Below are 17,434 nucleotides of genomic sequence, written 5' to 3'. Positions count from 1 at the left end.
TAGAAAAAAATGATTATAGATACATTAGAAAATGCTTCTCAATATTCTTTACTCAATCCATTATTTGAAAAAGCTTTCGAGTATTTAAAATACAAAAATTTAGATTCCTTAGAGGTTGGAGTTACAGAGATTGAGGAAGGTCTTAGAATGATTGTTTTTGATGAAATGGCCAAAACAAAAGAAGAAAGTCTTTCCAAATTCGAATGTCATAATCAAAATATTGATATTCAAATCTGTCTGAAGGGAATAGAAAATATTGGTTGGAAATCAAGGCAAAAATGCACAAACCCAATCGGAGAATACAATGCAGAAAAAGATGTTCTTTTTTACAATGATAATCCGGATATGTTTTTCCAATTAAACGAAAATCAATTTGCTATTTTTTATCCAAATGATGTCCACGCGCCAATGATTGGAAATGGTTTCATCAGAAAAATAGTTTTTAAAGTAAAAATTTAAAAAAATGACAAAGATTCAATTAGTTACAAACGCCATCATCAAGCAAGGACTTTTGCCTTTGTATTATAATGCTGATGAAACGGTAACTTTAGAAATACTGAAATCGCTTTACAGAGCAGGAATCCGAGCGGTAGAATACACAAGCCGAGGCGAAGCTGCATTGAGCAATTTCATAAAAATGATAGAAATCCGAAATGCAGAAATGCCGGATATGCTTCTTGGAATCGGAACAATTAAGAATCAAAAGCAAGCAGAAGAGTATTATAATGTTGGTGCAGACTTTTTTATCAGTCCGGGATTTGTTTCTGAAGTTGCAGAATTCCTGATTCCGAAAGATGCTTTGTACAGTCCGGGTTGTATGACGCCGACAGAAATCATCGAAGCTGAAAATTCAGGTGTAACATTCGTCAAATTATTCCCTGGAAATGCTTTAGGAACTGGATTTATGAGTGCTATAAAAGACGTATTTCCAAATCTGAAATTTATGCCAACAGGTGGTGTTGACACAACCAAAGAAAACATCGAAAGCTGGTTTAAAGCAGGCGTTTCCGCGGTTGGAATGGGAAGCAAATTGGTAAGCAAAGAATTAATGGCTTCCAAAGATTACGCTACCATCGAAAACGAAACGAAAAAAGTATTGGACATCATCCAATCCACCAAATAATTATTGAAAACTAAATTCCTAAAACCAATATGAGTTCAGTCAAATCCTTAAAACCTAGTAATTTCAGATGGTCCATCTGCGGACTTCTGTTCATTGCTACGACTATCAACTATCTTGATAGACAAGTTCTTTCTTTGACTTGGAAAGATTTCATCCAGCCCGAATTTCATTGGAATAATAATGACTATGGAAACATAACAGCATTATTCTCGATTTTCTATGCAATCAGTATGTTATTCGCAGGGAAATTTGTGGATTGGATGGATACGAAGAAAGGATTTCTTTGGGCGATTTTCATTTGGTCAATTGGAGCCATTTTACACGCATTTTGCGGAATTGCAACTTCCGGGATCCTGACAGGGAATTGGTTTGTAGGATTTGCAGAATCAAAGGAAATCATTAGTACAGTTAATAATATTTCGCTTGTCACAAGCACAAGTGTGACGCTTTTCATCTTTGCAAGATTTGTTTTAGCGGTCGGAGAAGCTGGAAACTTCCCTGCTGCAATCAAAACCACTGCAGAATATTTTCCTAAAAAAGACAGAGCATTTTCTACAAGTATTTTCAATGCGGGAGCGACTGTTGGAGCTTTGGCAGCACCGGTAACCATTCCATTTATCGCTAAATCGATGGGCTGGGAAATGGCATTTATCATCATTGGTGCACTTGGATTTGTTTGGATGGGACTTTGGATTTTTGTTTACAAAAAACCTCATCAGCACCCGAAAGTTAATGAACACGAATTGGCTTACATTCAACAGGACCAAGACGATGTTGTAGAAAATGCAGACGAACCTCAGAAAAAAATGAGCTTGAAACAAGCTTTTGGATACAGACAGACTTGGGCTTTTATTTTTGGTAAATTTATGACAGACGGCGTTTGGTGGTTTTACCTTTTCTGGACTCCGGCTTACCTAAGTTCAGTTTACGGAATGGACAGTACACAAAGTGCATTACCGCTCTTCGTTTTGTATATGATAACGCTGGTTTCAATTGTTGGAGGCTGGCTTCCAAAATATTTTGTGGACAAAAAAGGAATGAATCCTTATTCAGGAAGGATGCGTGCCATGTTGATTTTTGCTTTCTTTCCATTGTTGGCTTTGGTTGCACAACCAGCAGGAAGTATTTCTTATTGGCTTCCGGTTTTGATCATCGGGGTTGCAGGTGCAGCACATCAGGCATGGTCTGCTAATATCTTTTCAACGGTTGGCGATATGTTCCCGAAAAAAGCAATTGCTACAATCACAGGAATTGGTGGAATGGCTGGCGGTATCGGTTCTTTCCTGATCAATAAAGGTTCAGGATTATTGTTCGACCATGCTCACAAAGCCTGGACAACTGTTAACGGGGTTCCGCTTTTGGAGAAATTCCCTCAATATGCTGAGGAGCGTCTTCCTGATGATCTATTTGAACAATTAAAAACTTCCGGTGCTGTTGTTTCAGACGGTATCGACAAAGGATATATGATTATTTTCTCAATCTGCGCAGTAGCTTATCTCATTGCGTGGTTCGTTATGAAATCATTGGTTCCTAAATATAAAATCATTAAAGAATAAAAAAATGGAATATCAAACTAAACAAAAACTTAACCGTGAAAATTCAGGTTCTACCGAGAAACTTCCAATCAAATTTTTACAGTTCGGAGAAGGTAATTTTCTTCGCGCATTTGTAGATTACCTTATCGATAAGATGAACAAAGAAGCTGGTTTCAACGCTGGGGTAGCTGTTGTTCAGCCTACTGTTGGTGGTCTTGTCGATATGCTGGAAGAGCAGGATAATCTTTACACGCTTTTCATAAGAGGTGTGAAGAAAGGACAAATCGTGGATGATAAGAGAGTGATTTCCGCAATCCAGCGTTCATTCAGTCCTTATGAAAATTACACTGAATACCTTGAACTTGCAAAAGGCGAAGACTTACAATTCATTTTATCTAATACAACAGAAGCCGGAATTGCATTTGACGAGTCTGAAACATCTTTGGCTTCAGGTCCTCACAAGAATTTTCCTGCGAAAGTGACTGCGTTTCTTTACGAAAGATTCAAGCATTTCAATGGCGATTCGGAAAAAGGTCTTCACATCATACCTTGCGAATTGATTGAAAACAATGCTTTGACTTTGAAGCAATATATTTTAAAATATGCTCAATTATGGAATCTTGAAGAAGGATTCTCAGCTTGGGTGGAGAACAACAACTATTTCCACAACACTTTGGTGGACAGAATTGTTCCGGGTTATCCAAGAGAAGAAAAAGACGAATATGAAGCTAAATTGGATTATGATGATAATCTAATGGTGGTTTGTGAAGCTTTCCTACTTTGGGTCATCGAAGGTGATGAAAAATTGAAAGCTTTGATTCCGTTTGATAAAATTGATGACCAGGTTTTGGTTGTGGATGACATCACGCCTTACAGAACCAGAAAAGTTAGAATCCTGAACGGTGCTCACACGGCGATGTTAGCCTTCTCTATCCTTGATGGAAAAGAAACAGTGAAAGAAGCAATTGATGCAGAATTTGCAGGACAATGGATTTCCGATACGGTTTATAATGAAATCATTCCTACTCTGGATTTATCAACAGAAGAATTGACGGCGTTCTCAGATGAAGTCTTTGACAGATTCAGAAATCCGTTCCTGAAGCATTTGCTTTCCAGTATTGCGTTGAATTCGGTTTCTAAGTTCAAAGTGAGGGTTTTGCCAAGCTTATTGAAATATGTTGAGATCAAAAATGAATTACCTACTAACTTGACTTTTGCATTAGCAGCGTTGATCAGATTCTATCAAGGTGAGTTTGACGGAAAACAACTTCCTGTAAATGATGATGCCCCAGTTTTGGAGAGATTCAAAGAAATCTGGTCAACCAATGACCTTGGAGAAGTGGCGAAAAATGCTTTATCAGAAGTGAGTTTCTGGGATATAGATTTGACTCGGGTTCCTGGATTAACAGAAGCTGTAACCAATGCTTTGCGTGCAATCGATTCCAATGGAATTGAGGAAGGGTATAAAAGTTTCATTCAGTAATTTTTGTTTTAATAATTAAACGTTGAATCACAGCAGCCCGACTTGAGCGGAAATCCTTTTTTGCTTTGACTAAGAGTTCTATTTAAACTGAAATCGTCTGCAAAAAAGATTGGGAGCGGAAGGCGGATTAAGCTGCCCAAATTATTATTGAGAATAAAGTTATAATCTGAAAATTATGCAAAAGAAAGTATTAAAAGTCAATCCAAATGATAACGTAATTGTTGCGCTGATGGATTTGCGTGCCGGAGAAATCGTGCATCTTGATGGTGCGGATTACACGGTTCTAAAAGATACGAAAGCAAAACATAAATTCGCGGCAGAAGATTTTGCAGTGGGCGACCATATCATTATGTACGGCGTCATCGTTGGAAAAGCGAATCAGCCGATTCAGAAAGGCGAAGTTATCACGACGGAAAACGTAAAGCACGAGAGTGAAGAGGTTTTCAAAAAGACAGGAGATTTGGGTTGGACTCCGCCCAATGTGGATAAATGGAAAGACAAAACATTCAATGGTTATCATCGTTCTGACGGACAAGTTGGGACTAAAAATGTCTGGTTGTTTTTCCCATTGGTGTTTTGTGAAAACAAGAACATCGAGAAGCTAAAAGATATTTTCGAAAATGAATTGCTGCCGAAAAAAGAAGTTTCATATAAGAATTTCCTGCGCTCTCTGATTGAAGAAAAGAGCGTGGAAGAAGTGGAAGACCAATCCCGAAATGAAAATCTTCTGGATAATATCGAAGTGAAATTTATCAATCATCAAGGTGGTTGTGGTGGAATAAGACAAGATTCGGAACTGTTGGCGAAATTGCTTGCCGGTTATGTGAACAACCCTAATGTGGCTGGTGCAACGGTTTTGAGCTTAGGATGCCAGAATCTGCAGGTTGATATTTTTCAAAATGCTTTGAAAGAAATGAGCCCGAACAGCGATAAAGAAGTTCTGATCTTTGAACAACAAAAAATCGGGACTACGGACAAGATGTTCCAAATGGTTATCAAAGATTCTTTTGAAGCAATAAAAAGAGCCAACAAAATCGAACGTAAACCTGCGCCAGTTTCTAAGCTGAGTATTGGTCTGGAATGCGGTGGTTCTGATGGATTTTCAGGAATATCAGCGAATCCGGCTTTAGGAATTGTCTCAGATATTTTTGCAGCATTAGGCGGAAAAACAATTTTGGCAGAATTTCCAGAATTATGTGGTGTAGAACAGGAATTGATGAACCGGTGCGTGGATGAGGAAAAAGCGGATAAGTTCTTATCATTAATGAAAGCTTTTGAGAAATCCGTTGTGGATGCAGGTTCAGGATTTGATATGAATCCATCACCCGGAAATATCAAAGACGGTTTAATTACAGACGCAATGAAATCTGCAGGAGCTTCTAAAAAAGGTGGAACTGCACCGATTGTAGATGTTTTGGATTACGGCGAATATATTTCGAAACCAGGTCTGAATCTATTGAACACACCTGGAAACGATGCCGAATGTACGACAGGTTTAGTTGGTGCAGGTGCAACAGTCGTTTTGTTTACGACAGGTTTAGGAAATCCAATGGGAAATCCAATCGCTCCTGTTGTGAAAATCTCTTCCAATACAGCTTTGATCAACAGAATGTCGGATATTATTGATGTGAATGCCGGAACCGTGATCACTGGCGAGAAAAGCATCCAGGAAGTGGGTGAAGAAATCGTAGATTATATTATTGAACTGGCTAGCGGCAATGTAGAAACAAAAGCAGACCAACTGAAACAGGATGTATTTATTCCTTGGAAACGAGGAGTGTCATTATAATTTTTTTGAATTTTAAGGTTTTTATTTTTAAAGGGCATTTCTTCTTTTTGAAGAGTGCTCTTTTTTATTGAAGAAAGTCTGAGCAAAATCAATTTTATTAAAGACAAAAACTCAGTAATTTTGTTAGAAAATAGAACAATATGCTCATTATAGATTCGCCTTCTCACAACGCTTTTTTCAACATTGCTTCCGAAGAATTCCTATTGACCAAATTCCCGACAGAAGATATCTTCCTTCTTTACATCAATGCGCCCTCAATTATCGTTGGGAAATTTCAAAATACACTCGCAGAAATCAATCTGGACTATGTGAACGACAACAACATCAAAGTTGTACGAAGAATGTCTGGCGGAGGAACGGTTTATCACGATTTGGGGAATCTTAATTTCTCATTCCACACGCTTTTGGGCGACTATGATTTTATGGATTTCGGGCAGTTTACAAGTCCGGTTCTTCAGCTATTGAAAGACTGGAATGTTCCAGCCAAACTGGAAGGCAGAAATGACCTTTTGGTTGACGGTAAGAAATTTAGTGGGAATGCGAAATTGGCGAGAAGCGGAAAAATGATCCAGCACGGAACGATTTTGTTTAATTCTGAAATGAGCGTTCTGAATGATGCCCTGAAAGTCAATCCTTTAAAGTTCCTCGACAAAGCAACAAAATCCAACCGCTCACGAGTAACAAACCTGATCGATTATTTACCAAAAGGAACAACGATAGAAGTTCTGAAACAAAAGCTGATTGATGAAATACTGAAAGGCTCTGATAACGGACAAATCTATGATCTTACAGACGAAGATATCCAAGGCATTGAAAAATTAGCCAAAGAAAAATACGAGACCTGGGATTGGAATTTTGGTTTCTCCCCGAATTATAATTTCAAAAAAGCTATTAAAATCCCAGCAGGTTTTATAGAAATTCATCTCGATGTTGAAAAAGGAATCATTAAAAAAGCTAAAATCTTCGGCGACTTTTTTGCTTCCAAACCGATTGAGGAATTAGAAGATCTCCTCATCGATGAAAAACACGATATTGAGAATTTAAACCAAATTTTTTCTAAAATCCATATCACAGATTATTTCGGAAAAGTGACTGTTGAAGAGATTTTGGAATTATTCAAATAAAAACAAAGCCTCCAAATTAAGTTTTTGGAGGCTTCATTATTTAAAATTTAAAAAGATTATTTCTTGATGAATTTCTCCTGATAAGTTGCTTTATCGGTTGTAATCCTTAAGATATAATTTCCTTTCAATAGTTCAGAAACATTGATTTTTCCATCAACTATCTTCGTATTGATCACTTTTCCTGTAGAATCAAACACAGAAACCTCAACAATTTTGTCCTGAGTTTTGAGGTTCAAAATATCTGTTGTTGGATTTGGATAGATGCTTAGATTGATCTTCTTAGCATTATCATTTACAGCTAATGATGAAGAAATTATGGTCAAAGTTTTATCTACCACTTTCCCATTGGAATTAAAACTAACAACAATATTTGCCGTTCCTGCACCTTGTGGTGTTAGAACCAACTCTTCATCAGAGTTGATTTCAGCAGAAATTGCATTGGTATTGCTATTGGATCTGATTGATTTCAAAATAGAAACTGAAAGATTATCCGCATCCGTAACAATTGTTTTCAGGTCAATTTTTATAGCACTACTTGCATTAATTTCTGAAGGGAAAGTAGAGCTGACAACCGGCTCAGTAACATCCGGAAATACCGTCACAGCAGGGAACCAATAGTAATCATTTAAGGTTTTTGTATTTAGCAAAGCTCCTGTATTGCTATATGTATGGATCCAATTCTTCTGATAATGCGCACCATAACCGCTTTCTGTAGTATTCAAAATCAATCTGTCAGAAACAGGATCTACTCTCAAAGCTGCGCCGTAAGGAATCTGCTTGTACGTGCCTTCCTGTCCGGGAATCGTGATAAAATTGTCAACCAATGTTTTTGTTGTCACATCGAATTTGATAACCTTTGTTCCTGATGTGAACGCATTAAGTGAATTCATCCAATACAGGACATTCTGTTGATTACTGTAAGTGAAACTTCCTGCGTTCCAAGCGCCCCAAGAACCCAAATACTGCGTTGCAGTAGAAAGTGCATATTCGGTAATTGCGAAAGTTGTCGGATCAATGTTAACCAATTTCTGATTTTGAATTGCCCAAACGCTTCCATCTTTTGCCTGAACGATAGAATGATAAGCGCCAGAAATGGTCTTCACCAAAGTATTGGTCTTAGGGTCAATGATTAAAACACCTGCAGATTGCTTCACAGCGAAAACGTATTGCGAAGTTCTTATCATATTCCCGATCTGTCCCGCATATTGGCTTCCACCGCCAGTTCCACTGATCAAAGTTCCAACCTGTAGATTTTCGATATCGAAAGTATAGATTCCGTTGGATGCACCGATATAGCCCAATTTGTCAGTTACACCCACGAAAGAGCGGCCGTCTCCTCCACCGATGTTATCGAAACTCTTTATTTTCTCCATCGTCGTAGCATTGGCAACAACCAATCTTCCGCCTGGCGTGTATTGCGTGTCTCCGCCGTCAGCTGCTTGTTTTGAGATAAAATAGAATTTGTCTCCGTAGATCGTTCCAAACTGAGTCGTCGCACCAAAAGCCTGATTGTTATTTTTTTCGCTGTAAACTCTGTAATGGATTTGGTCATTTTCTCCTATGAAATTCACGGAACCGTTGGTGTGACCAAACCATTCCTCATTCACCATAAAATAGCCTTTAGTAAAATCTGCCTGCGTAGAATAAGCTGAAACCGGCGTAAAAGCTGAAGAAATATCATAACTTTCCATATTCGGGTTAAAATTCCAGACATCCCAAGAACCATTCTCCAATTGTCTGCTGCTCGCTCCCAGACCAGAATATCCAAATTCCGTATCAGCCGGGTCTTTTACCCAATACGACCAATACCCAGAATACCAGCCACTTCCCCAATGGTCATCGGCATCTTTTGCGGTATAATCATCAAAATCATACGATGTCGTATTGATGATACCGTCCACAGGATAAAGCGGATAAGTAGTGTTTCCGTTCTTAAAAAGTGCGTTCGTGTCGTTCCCGTCCAGGTCAAAACCAAGTCCACCAACGGCGCTTCCGAATTGCGTTCCCTGGTAAAGCAATGTAAAGAATCGCTTGTCGGTTTTGGCAATCGCTTTCAGCATATCTTCGCCGGTTGCAGTACCATTCCACCTGAATCCCCAAACCAAAGCGTCCGGATTTTTGGCATCGTTCCATTGAACGACGAAAGCCGCTTCGTTGGTTCCTGTTCCAACCCAATAGATGATGTCATCAAAATTGAAATCGGCTTTTTTGGATTGTTTTTTAATTGAGTTTCCCTTGATGTCATTTCTGGGAACACTTTGAACTGTGACTTGTGCATTGGTAAAAAATGTGAAGAACAACAGCAATGTCAAAAGATAAAACTTTTTCATTTTTAATTGATTTAAAGAATATTATTGTTGAATTTTATTTTAAATGTAAATCGTATGCGCCAGCAACTTCTGTAGAAACTTCACCAAGCCAGCCAGCTTCCTGATTGATTCCAGTATAAACTTTCACGAAATCGATTCCGGGAAGTTTGACGTAATTGCCGTTCTTGTCAACAGCCCAAGAAATATCAATATTGGAAGCTTCGTCGTTATTCGGTGCGTTGTCTGCGTATCCGAATTCATAGGATTTTCCAACCCAATAAGTTCCGGTTCCGCTTTGGTCATAATAATTGTTAGCGAGTTTGGTTCCTGTAAATTGATAAGAAGCATCCGTAATCCATAATGGATAATAGCTTTGAACGTGGAAAACATTTTTAGTTTTAAATCCTGAATTCCCAAGATTGTCTGTCCATTTGATATACTCTACATCATTTTCCCAATATTCTATTCCGGGAACTGGCGGTTTATTTTCATTGGGTTTGAAGTAATTAATAGTGTAATTCTTTATCGTCGTATTTTTGAAATATTCGCTTCCTGCAATTTCGTACCATTCGTCTTCATCGGGTTTTCCGTTTTTATTTTTGTCATAAGCCACCAAAACAATTCCGGGTTCACAAGAGCCTGCGCGTTCATCTTCTGATAAGTCGCCCCAAAAAGCGTTACCAAGTATTTTAAAATCCCGTCCGTTCATATTCGGAATCGTGTGGTCAAATCCGAAAGTGACATAACCGCCAAATCCGCCCAATGAAATCATTGTAGAATTGGAACCAACTAAAGATTGTTTCGCTTTCTGAATCATTTGTTCCGAAGTATTTTCAGCAACATATTCCGGAATTTCATTCATAAACTGTCCAACTGCAGGACGGAAATCAAAAACATTTGAAATGTACTTACTGTAAGAAACGGATTCTTTGTTGACAATGATTTTTGAAGTGTAAGTAGTTGTCGTTCCATTACTTTCAACCTTCAGTGTTAAAGGATAAGTTTTAGCGTAAGGGCTGATGAAATCCAAAGTTGAATTTTCAGAAATCAAAGAATCATTAATTTTCCAAGTGAAAGTTCCTGAAATATTAGTCGGAATATTCAAAACTGTGAAGCGGTCAACGGAATAAGAATCAGCAAGACTAAACGTATTTTCGTCGTCATCATTTTTACAGGAAATGATTCCAACAGTAAAGATTGAAAGCAAAGTGAATTTTAGAAAGTAATTTTTCATTTTCATATCAATTTATTTATAAAGAAAAACAAAATGTGCTGGGATATTCCCGCCTTCGGTTTTCCATTTGAATTTTCCGTTTTTATCAAAACAATACACGAATCCTGTTGAAACATAATTCCGGGCATCAGTCATATAGATGTCTTCTGTGATTGGATTTACAGCGATTCCGTAAGGCGTTTTTATCACATCTACATATTCTTGGTCAATGATTTTGCTGGAAATGATTTGCTCCGTTTTCACATCGATGATTCCGAAAGATTTGGTGTAGGCGTGCGTGTTGTAATTGAACTCGTTGCCGTAATAATAGAGCTTGCCGTTCACAATTGTCATTTCGCTAACCGCAATGTGAAAGTCTTTTTTCACCGTTCCCGTTGCTGCATCTACCAAAAATAAACTGGAAGGAACTGTGTAATAATCGCCTCTGGAACTCACATACAAATCGCCGTCATCGTCCTTTGCAATGTGATGCAGATTGATTGCCGCATCGATTTTTTTGGTCTCTGTAAATGTGTTCAAATCAACTACGGAAACGGTTCTGTCATAATTCGGAAAACGATAACCACCGGAATTGGCAACGTAAAGATTGTTCCCAATAATCGCCATTTCTTCCGGCTGATAACCGACCACCACTTCCCTCTTTATCGAAAGCGAAACCGTATCAATTTCAGCGACTTTTCCGAGTGGTGCATTTGGATTTAGAACTACAGGTCCGGCGTAACTTGAAGCGTAAACTTTCCCGTCTTTGAACGTCACATATCTACAATTTTCCAGATTGATGGTTTTGATTCGTCTGGCCGTTTTTGCGTCTAGAACTTCGATTTTGTTGGAAACGTTGATGACCGCGTACATTTTGCTGCCGTAGATTTTGATATCATTGCCGACGTCTCCAAGTTCCTTCACCACATCCGGATTGATGTCCGCATAGATATTCCTGTGGTAAGTCCCAGTTGTATAATCGAAGAAATCCAAAGTTGCCTTATTGCTTCCCATATTGCCTTCGTTCAAAAGATAAAATCCTCTGATAGCAGTATTTTCAGGTGTTGCAAGACCTTCCTCCACTTCCGGGCGAACGATTATTTCATCTGTTCGGCAAGACACCAGACAAAGTAAAATCAGCAGAAAAAAGTTTATTTTCTTCATAATGTAAAGCTTAAAATGAGTTTGAAATTCCGGCCTGGCATTGGGTAATTAAGAACCACGTCGTAGTATTGATTGAAGATATTATTGACCTCGAAACTGGCTTTGAACTGGTGATTTTTCCAATTCATTTTCTTCTGGATTGATAAATCGTGTGTGTACCAAGGCTGGATATAATTGTACTGGATGTTGTTCTGCTGACCATCGTAACGCTCGCCGACATACATAAAACTGTAATTGAAACTCCAATCCTTATAATCCGACATCAGGGAAAAAGTTCCGGAATGCCAAGGCGTGTACGGGATTTGGTCACCAAAATAAGTTTCATTTCTGTCGGAAAAATCTCTTGCTCTTTGGAAGGTGTAACTCACCAAAGGTTTCAATTTGACGTTCCCGACGAGCAAATCAGCCTGAACATTGACATCTGTCCCGATTATTTCCACTTCGCCGAGATTCAGCATCATCCAGCGGAACATATTTCCGGTTGGTGCCGCGATGATTTTGTTTTCAACTTTATTAAAATAACCATCGACCTTCGCATAGAAATTTTGAAAAAGCTGATTATGAAAAGACTTCTGATACGTGAATCCAAGGTTGTACTGATTGGTAAATTCCGGTTCCAGAAAAGCATTTCCAATCATCGTGTAATACAAATCATTGAAAGTCGGCATTCGAAAAGTCCGCTTGTAGAAAGCTCTGACCGTAAAATTATTGGAGTCAAAAGGCTGATAACTGAGAAAAGCCGCCGGTGTCCATTCGGTTTTGTCCGGTGATTTGGCATTTTTCTCCACATCTTCGTGCACAAAAGTTCCAAGTATACTTCCAAGGAATTTCAGTTTTTTCCATTGGTATGTTGTGGCAAATGCAAGCAAAGAAGTGTAACGCGTCGGATAAGAAAAGTTGACCAAATCTGCGTCGAGATTATTATATTGGAAGTCAAAACTCGCACTGACATCCCAATTCTGAGTCACTGAATAAATATTAGACGAAGACAAATAAATCTCTCTCTGAATGTATTGATTCTGGATTTTGATGGATGAAACCGTGTCAATGTAATGTGTGAAATCGTAAGCGAATTTGGCTTTGAACTGTGTTTCTAATTTGGGAAACAACTTCTTTCTGAAATTGGCCTGAACGAAATAATTCTCGTCCACCAACCTTTGTCCACGCCCATCAAACCTGTTATTGACAATCGCTGCGGGAATGCCGCGGTCGGAAAGATAGCCGTAAGCACGAACGTTCCAACTTCCATTATTCAACGTTCCGTGAAAGCTGGTTTCGAAACGTTTGGCTTTGATGTCGGAATCAAAACGCTTCGCAATCGTATCGTAAGCAACGACTCCATCGGGATATTTTTTACGGTAACGGAATTTATAAATCCCATCACTCTGCAAAAACTCAGAACTGAAACTCGCCGAAACTCTATCCGAAATCTTCTGTTCTAATCTGAAGGAAGGATTAAATAAATCGATGGAACTGTTCTTCAATCTCAGAACAAGATTTGTTTTTTTATTAAGTTTAAAACTTGGCGTTTTAGGCTGAAGATAAATTGAACCTGACGAACCGAAATCTTTTGCCGGCTGGAAAATTTCAGATTTTTGTCCATTGTAAAGCGAGATTTCCTCAATGTCATCCAAGGAAAATCTTCCCAAATCAACCAATCCGTTTTGAGCATTTCCCAATTGAATCCCGTCATAGAAAACGCCAACATGCTGGCTTCCCATACTACGGATATTGATTGTTTTGAGTCCGCCAATTCCGCCATAATCTTTGATTTGAACACCAGAAAAATATCTCAGCGCATCGGCAACGGATTGGCTGTTCAATCTTTCCAACTGGTCTCCGGAAAGTGTCTGAGCCGGTAAAATCTCTTTGAAATTCTTTTTGTAAACATCGACTTTGATAATCTCCGTTTCGATAGAATCTTTTTTGGATTGGGAAAAACAGAAAGATGAGGCTGTCACAAATATTGCAACAACAGTTTTGAAAAACCGAGAAGTAAATCGTGTCACCATTAGCTCATATCGAATAATGATGACGCCAATGGAGGTAAGAAAGCAAGGATAAGGCGCAGTTTGTGCTGCACAAAATCATTGTTGACTAAGCTTTATTCCACGAAAGCGTCAAATATTAAAACATTCTGGCAGGTCTTCTGACTTACTTCATTTTTGAAATCCTTCCCATTCGCCAAGGCGGACAGTGGATATAATTTTCAAAAACCTTTGTGTGAAGCTTACAGCAGCGGGTCTGCTCCGGATTTTCACCGGATTCCCTATTAAGCGCTTTTTACGGCTCACCAGATTGGCGCAAAGATATATAAAATAGGTTTATAAAAAACTAATGTTGGTCATTTGATGGAAATCTAAATCAAAGCATTGATTATCAACAACTAAATTAGCAAAGAAAAATTGACAAGAAAACTTATCACTTCTATAAAAATTATCCAAATGTTATTAATGAATCAAATCTGCCTTTAAAAACTCAATCTTATCATTTTTAAAAATAAAGTTAAAACTTCCGCCAATTTTACCTTCCGGGAAATCTCCTGTAAATTCTACTTCTAGAAATGCCGAATTGTCCTTAATTTCTAATTTCCTTAGTTCAGTCTGAGTTTGATAACCAATAAAATAACTTTCAAAATATTCTTTGATTCCGCTATGACCGATAAATTTTCTTCCAACTGACGGGTCGTCTAAAACTGCATTTTCGTTGTAAAATTTCAGATATTTTCCGGTGTCGTAACTGTTGCTGGCGGCAATCCAATCTTTGATAAACGATTCTATATTCATTTTAAATTTAGTTATGATAAAAACTCTGTTTGAATTGCACAGGCGTTTGGCTGGTTTTATTTTTAAACAATTTGTTGAATGATTGCGGATGTTCAAAACCCAATTGATAGGCAATTTCTGTCACAGAAAGCTGAGTTGTCGTAAGGTAATCTTTTGCTTTTTCAATCAATTTTTCGTGGATGAGCTGTTGTGCATTTTGTCCCATCAAAGACCGAAGCATATCGCTCAGATATCTTGGCGAAAGGCTGAGTTCTGTCGCCAAATAATCTACAGTTGGCAAACCTTTACTCAAACCTTGTTCTTTTTCAAAATAGACATTTAAAAGTTCTTCGATTTTCGAAAGCAAATCATTGTTGACCGCTTTTCTGGTAATGAATTGTCGTTTGTAAAAACGGTTGCTGTAATTGAGCAAAACCTCGATGTGTGAAATGATGACATCCTGACTGAAATCGTCAATCGTGTTATTCAGTTCTTGTTTAATATTATCAAAAATCGAAAAAAGCATCTGCTTTTCTTTGTCCGATAGAAACAAAGCTTCGTTCGCCGAATAAGAGAAAAATCCAAAGCTTTTGATTCGGGTTGCCAAAGAATAATTTCTCAAAAAATCGGGATGAATGAGTAGCGTCAAACCTTCATATTCCATATCATCCGAACTTGTGGAAAGTAACTGATTTGGAGCCGTAAAAACCATTCCGCCTTCATCAAAATCATAATAGCCCTGTCCATAACCAATTTTACCCTTGAGTGTTTTTTTGAACGATATTTTGTAGAAATTGAATAGAAAATGTTGATTAAGAAGATTTTCCCCAACAATCATATTGGCATTGTCGTTAATACTAATCAACGGATGAACCGGCTTCCCAAAACCCAGCATCTCATGAAGCTGAGATATGGAATCTACTTTTATAGGATTATTCATTTCTTAATTTTTTAGTTGAGCAAATTTCCAAAAACCATCTGTTTCATTTCCTGAACTGCAGCCTCTGAACCGATTTCCAAACGGCGGTTGTACAGCTGATTGGCAAATTCTCCTGTGACATATCGCAATTGATTTTTACCGTCTGTCGCTGCTTCGTAAACTACATCTGCAATCCATTCTACAGGTTCGAAGTTGTCGGGATTCATCAATTCAAATAATTTCTGCATTCCGTCTTCATAAGCCGGATGATTGACAACGGCTAATGCGTCTCCTGCAAAATTAGTTTTAATTCCGCCCGGCGCAATAGTTTTGATACCAACATTATACAGAGCCAGCTCAAACGACATACTTTCACTCCAGCCTTCCAAAGCCCATTTTGTAGCGTGATAAAGCGAATCCAGAGGAAAAGTAAGTAATCCGCCAATCGAAGTTGTGGTGATAAATAATCCGTTTCTGTTTTTTCTGAAATAAGGAATAAAGGCCTGAGTCACACGAATCACACCCAATAAATTGGTGTCTAATTGTTTTACGATCTGTTCGTCTGTCAAAGCTTCCAAAGCGCCGATCAAACCATAACCTGCGTTGTTGAAAACCACATCAATCGTATGAAGTTCAATCGCCTTTTTTACCGTTTCCTGAATCTGTTCCAAGTTCGTAACATCCAACGGAAACAAGGTTACATTTTCCAGTTGGGAAAGTTCAGTTTCCTTTTGAGGATTTCGCATTGTGGCAATAACGTTCCAGCCTTTTGATTGAAATAATTTGGCGGTCGCTTTTCCTAATCCTGATGATGCGCCTGTGATGAAAATTGTTTTTTGCATTGTAAATCTTGTTTAAATTTTATAATACAAATGTCTGCAGAAGCGCCAAGGAAAATGTTGCCAAAATGAGTTTGTTTGTATCCAAAATGACGAAGGATTTGAGATTAAAATATATTAAAAGAATTGGTTTTATTATCATTAATCTAAAAATCGATACCTTTGATTTTTACAAACCTATGAGCTCAATCACCATCAAAGAATTTTATCAGGATATTTTGGGAGAAAGTTGTCCTGACATCAATCAATTCCTTACTGAAAATATCAATAAAGACATTGGTCATTTTAACGTTTTTGATATTTCCAAGATGTTCAGAGAGAGCAAATCGAAATCTGAAATGCCTTATAACAGGCGGACTTATTACAAGATAAGTTTGATCAATGGCCAAAACAAAGTGGAATATGCCGACAGAACCATTGAGATAAAAGACTGCGCCATTCTTTTTGCATCACCAAAAGTACCTTATAATTACAACAGCCATTGCATCAATCAGATGGGACATTTTTGTGTTTTCACAAAAGATTTTTTACCGAAAAACAAAATCGGAACAGACATCGATAATTTGCCGGTATTTTCTCCCCAGAGTGATTTTGTATTTCAAATTTCGACAGAACAGTTTTATCAGTTTGAATCCATTTTTCTGAAAATGCACGAAGAAATCAATTCCGATTATATGTTTAAATATGATTTGTTGAGAAACTATGTGATGGAATTGATACATTTTGGGCAGAAATTACAGCCTATTTTACCTGTCGAAAATAACAAAACCGCTGCTTCCAGAACCACCACTTTTTTCATTGAATTATTGGAAAGACAGTTTCCTATCGAAAATATCAGTCAGCTTTTACAACTGAAAACACCGGCAGATTTTGCTGGAATATTAGGAGTTCACGTCAATCATCTCAATAGAGTTCTAAAGGAAACAACCGGAAAAACTACAGGCGAAATCATCGGAAGCCGAATTTTCCAAGAAGCCAAAATATTGCTGACCCAAACGCAATGGAATATTTCGGAAATCGCTTTCGCACTAGGTTTTGAAGAAGTTGCTCACTTTTCCAACTTCTTCAAGAAGCACAGCAAGCAATCGCCACAACATTACCGGGAATTATCGATTGTTTGATTTTCACAAACTTTCATTTGATTTATACAAACACACCAATGTGCTAATTT

The 17,434-nt window shown here is 38.0% G+C and carries 14 protein-coding genes and 1 riboswitch; of the genes, 7 read left to right on the top strand and 7 right to left on the bottom strand.

The window, feature by feature from the left end; translation table 11 throughout:
* Positions 1 to 9 precede the first annotated feature (9 nt).
* The 6 genes from BLT30_RS15530 to BLT30_RS15505 all read left to right on the top strand — a co-directional run bounded on the left by BLT30_RS15530 (position 10) and on the right by BLT30_RS15505 (position 7,054).
* The gene (locus BLT30_RS15530; RefSeq protein ID WP_089874488.1) at positions 10 to 459 is read left to right on the top strand and encodes a NanQ anomerase/TabA/YiaL family protein; all 450 of its coding nucleotides are present in this window, start codon (positions 10 to 12) and stop codon (positions 457 to 459) included.
* 4 nt (positions 460 to 463) lie between these two features.
* Positions 464 to 1,123 (top strand): beta/alpha barrel domain-containing protein, encoded by a 660-nt coding sequence (locus BLT30_RS15525; RefSeq protein ID WP_089874487.1) that lies wholly within the window; start codon positions 464 to 466, stop codon positions 1,121 to 1,123.
* A gap of 29 nt (positions 1,124 to 1,152) precedes the next feature.
* A complete protein-coding gene (locus BLT30_RS15520) occupies positions 1,153 to 2,679 on the top strand; it encodes an MFS transporter (RefSeq protein WP_089874486.1) in 1,527 nt (508 codons plus the stop codon).
* Between the two features lie 4 nt (positions 2,680 to 2,683).
* The gene (locus BLT30_RS15515) at positions 2,684 to 4,141 is read left to right on the top strand and encodes a tagaturonate reductase (RefSeq protein ID WP_089874485.1); all 1,458 of its coding nucleotides are present in this window, start codon (positions 2,684 to 2,686) and stop codon (positions 4,139 to 4,141) included.
* A 175-nt stretch (positions 4,142 to 4,316) separates the two neighbouring features.
* Entirely contained in the window at positions 4,317 to 5,930 is a 1,614-nt protein-coding gene (locus BLT30_RS15510; RefSeq protein ID WP_089874484.1) for a UxaA family hydrolase, read from the top strand.
* A gap of 140 nt (positions 5,931 to 6,070) precedes the next feature.
* Positions 6,071 to 7,054, top strand: a complete 984-nt coding sequence (locus BLT30_RS15505) for a lipoate--protein ligase (protein ID WP_089874483.1) — start codon at positions 6,071 to 6,073, stop codon at positions 7,052 to 7,054.
* 56 nt (positions 7,055 to 7,110) lie between these two features.
* Here the strand turns inward: BLT30_RS15505 and BLT30_RS15500 are convergent, their stop codons facing one another.
* From BLT30_RS15500 to BLT30_RS15470, 7 genes are all read right to left on the bottom strand, one after another.
* Entirely contained in the window at positions 7,111 to 9,384 is a 2,274-nt protein-coding gene (locus tag BLT30_RS15500; protein ID WP_089874482.1) for a DUF5074 domain-containing protein, read from the bottom strand.
* A 34-nt stretch (positions 9,385 to 9,418) separates the two neighbouring features.
* Positions 9,419 to 10,597 carry a cell surface protein gene (locus BLT30_RS15495; RefSeq protein WP_089874689.1) on the bottom strand — a complete coding sequence of 393 codons (1,179 nt, stop codon included), beginning with the start codon at positions 10,595 to 10,597 and terminating at the stop codon, positions 9,419 to 9,421.
* Between the two features lie 12 nt (positions 10,598 to 10,609).
* Positions 10,610 to 11,740, bottom strand: coding sequence for a YncE family protein (locus BLT30_RS15490; protein ID WP_089874481.1), 1,131 nt, complete (start codon positions 11,738 to 11,740; stop codon positions 10,610 to 10,612).
* The gene (locus BLT30_RS15485; protein ID WP_089874480.1) at positions 11,737 to 13,752 is read right to left on the bottom strand and encodes a TonB-dependent receptor; all 2,016 of its coding nucleotides are present in this window, start codon (positions 13,750 to 13,752) and stop codon (positions 11,737 to 11,739) included. The genes BLT30_RS15490 and BLT30_RS15485 overlap by 4 nt, the downstream gene beginning before the upstream one ends.
* A 110-nt stretch (positions 13,753 to 13,862) precedes the next feature.
* A riboswitch (cobalamin riboswitch) is annotated at positions 13,863 to 14,053 on the bottom strand.
* A gap of 137 nt (positions 14,054 to 14,190) precedes the next feature.
* Positions 14,191 to 14,526 (bottom strand): nuclear transport factor 2 family protein, encoded by a 336-nt coding sequence (locus BLT30_RS15480; protein ID WP_089874479.1) that lies wholly within the window; start codon positions 14,524 to 14,526, stop codon positions 14,191 to 14,193.
* 7 nt (positions 14,527 to 14,533) lie between these two features.
* Complete coding sequence (locus BLT30_RS15475) at positions 14,534 to 15,445, bottom strand: helix-turn-helix domain-containing protein (protein ID WP_089874478.1); 912 nt, start codon at positions 15,443 to 15,445, stop codon at positions 14,534 to 14,536.
* Between the two features lie 11 nt (positions 15,446 to 15,456).
* A complete protein-coding gene (locus tag BLT30_RS15470; protein ID WP_089874477.1) occupies positions 15,457 to 16,266 on the bottom strand; it encodes an SDR family oxidoreductase in 810 nt (269 codons plus the stop codon).
* 176 nt (positions 16,267 to 16,442) lie between these two features.
* Between BLT30_RS15470 and BLT30_RS15465 the strand changes: the two genes are divergently transcribed.
* Positions 16,443 to 17,384, top strand: a complete 942-nt coding sequence (locus BLT30_RS15465; protein WP_089874688.1) for a helix-turn-helix domain-containing protein — start codon at positions 16,443 to 16,445, stop codon at positions 17,382 to 17,384.
* Positions 17,385 to 17,434 lie beyond the last annotated feature (50 nt).

The organism is Epilithonimonas hungarica, from assembly GCF_900102265.1.
Lineage (GTDB): Bacteria > Bacteroidota > Bacteroidia > Flavobacteriales > Weeksellaceae > Epilithonimonas > Epilithonimonas hungarica.
Note: the sequence above shows the minus strand (reverse complement) of the source record. Positions and strands in the feature narration are given on the sequence as shown.

Coding starts and splice junctions, on each gene's coding strand:
- BLT30_RS15510 (WP_089874484.1), top strand. CDS start 4,317: ATGCAAAAGAAAGTATTAAAAGTCAATCCAAATGATAACGTAATTGTT.
- BLT30_RS15470 (WP_089874477.1), bottom strand. CDS start 16,266: ATGCAAAAAACAATTTTCATCACAGGCGCATCATCAGGATTAGGAAAA.
- BLT30_RS15505 (WP_089874483.1), top strand. CDS start 6,071: ATGCTCATTATAGATTCGCCTTCTCACAACGCTTTTTTCAACATTGCT.
- BLT30_RS15480 (WP_089874479.1), bottom strand. CDS start 14,526: ATGAATATAGAATCGTTTATCAAAGATTGGATTGCCGCCAGCAACAGT.
- BLT30_RS15495 (WP_089874689.1), bottom strand. CDS start 10,597: ATGAAAAATTACTTTCTAAAATTCACTTTGCTTTCAATCTTTACTGTT.
- BLT30_RS15525 (WP_089874487.1), top strand. CDS start 464: ATGACAAAGATTCAATTAGTTACAAACGCCATCATCAAGCAAGGACTT.
- BLT30_RS15520 (WP_089874486.1), top strand. CDS start 1,153: ATGAGTTCAGTCAAATCCTTAAAACCTAGTAATTTCAGATGGTCCATC.
- BLT30_RS15485 (WP_089874480.1), bottom strand. CDS start 13,752: ATGGTGACACGATTTACTTCTCGGTTTTTCAAAACTGTTGTTGCAATA.
- BLT30_RS15475 (WP_089874478.1), bottom strand. CDS start 15,445: ATGAATAATCCTATAAAAGTAGATTCCATATCTCAGCTTCATGAGATG.
- BLT30_RS15500 (WP_089874482.1), bottom strand. CDS start 9,384: ATGAAAAAGTTTTATCTTTTGACATTGCTGTTGTTCTTCACATTTTTT.
- BLT30_RS15530 (WP_089874488.1), top strand. CDS start 10: ATGATTATAGATACATTAGAAAATGCTTCTCAATATTCTTTACTCAAT.
- BLT30_RS15465 (WP_089874688.1), top strand. CDS start 16,443: ATGAGCTCAATCACCATCAAAGAATTTTATCAGGATATTTTGGGAGAA.
- BLT30_RS15515 (WP_089874485.1), top strand. CDS start 2,684: ATGGAATATCAAACTAAACAAAAACTTAACCGTGAAAATTCAGGTTCT.
- BLT30_RS15490 (WP_089874481.1), bottom strand. CDS start 11,740: ATGAAGAAAATAAACTTTTTTCTGCTGATTTTACTTTGTCTGGTGTCT.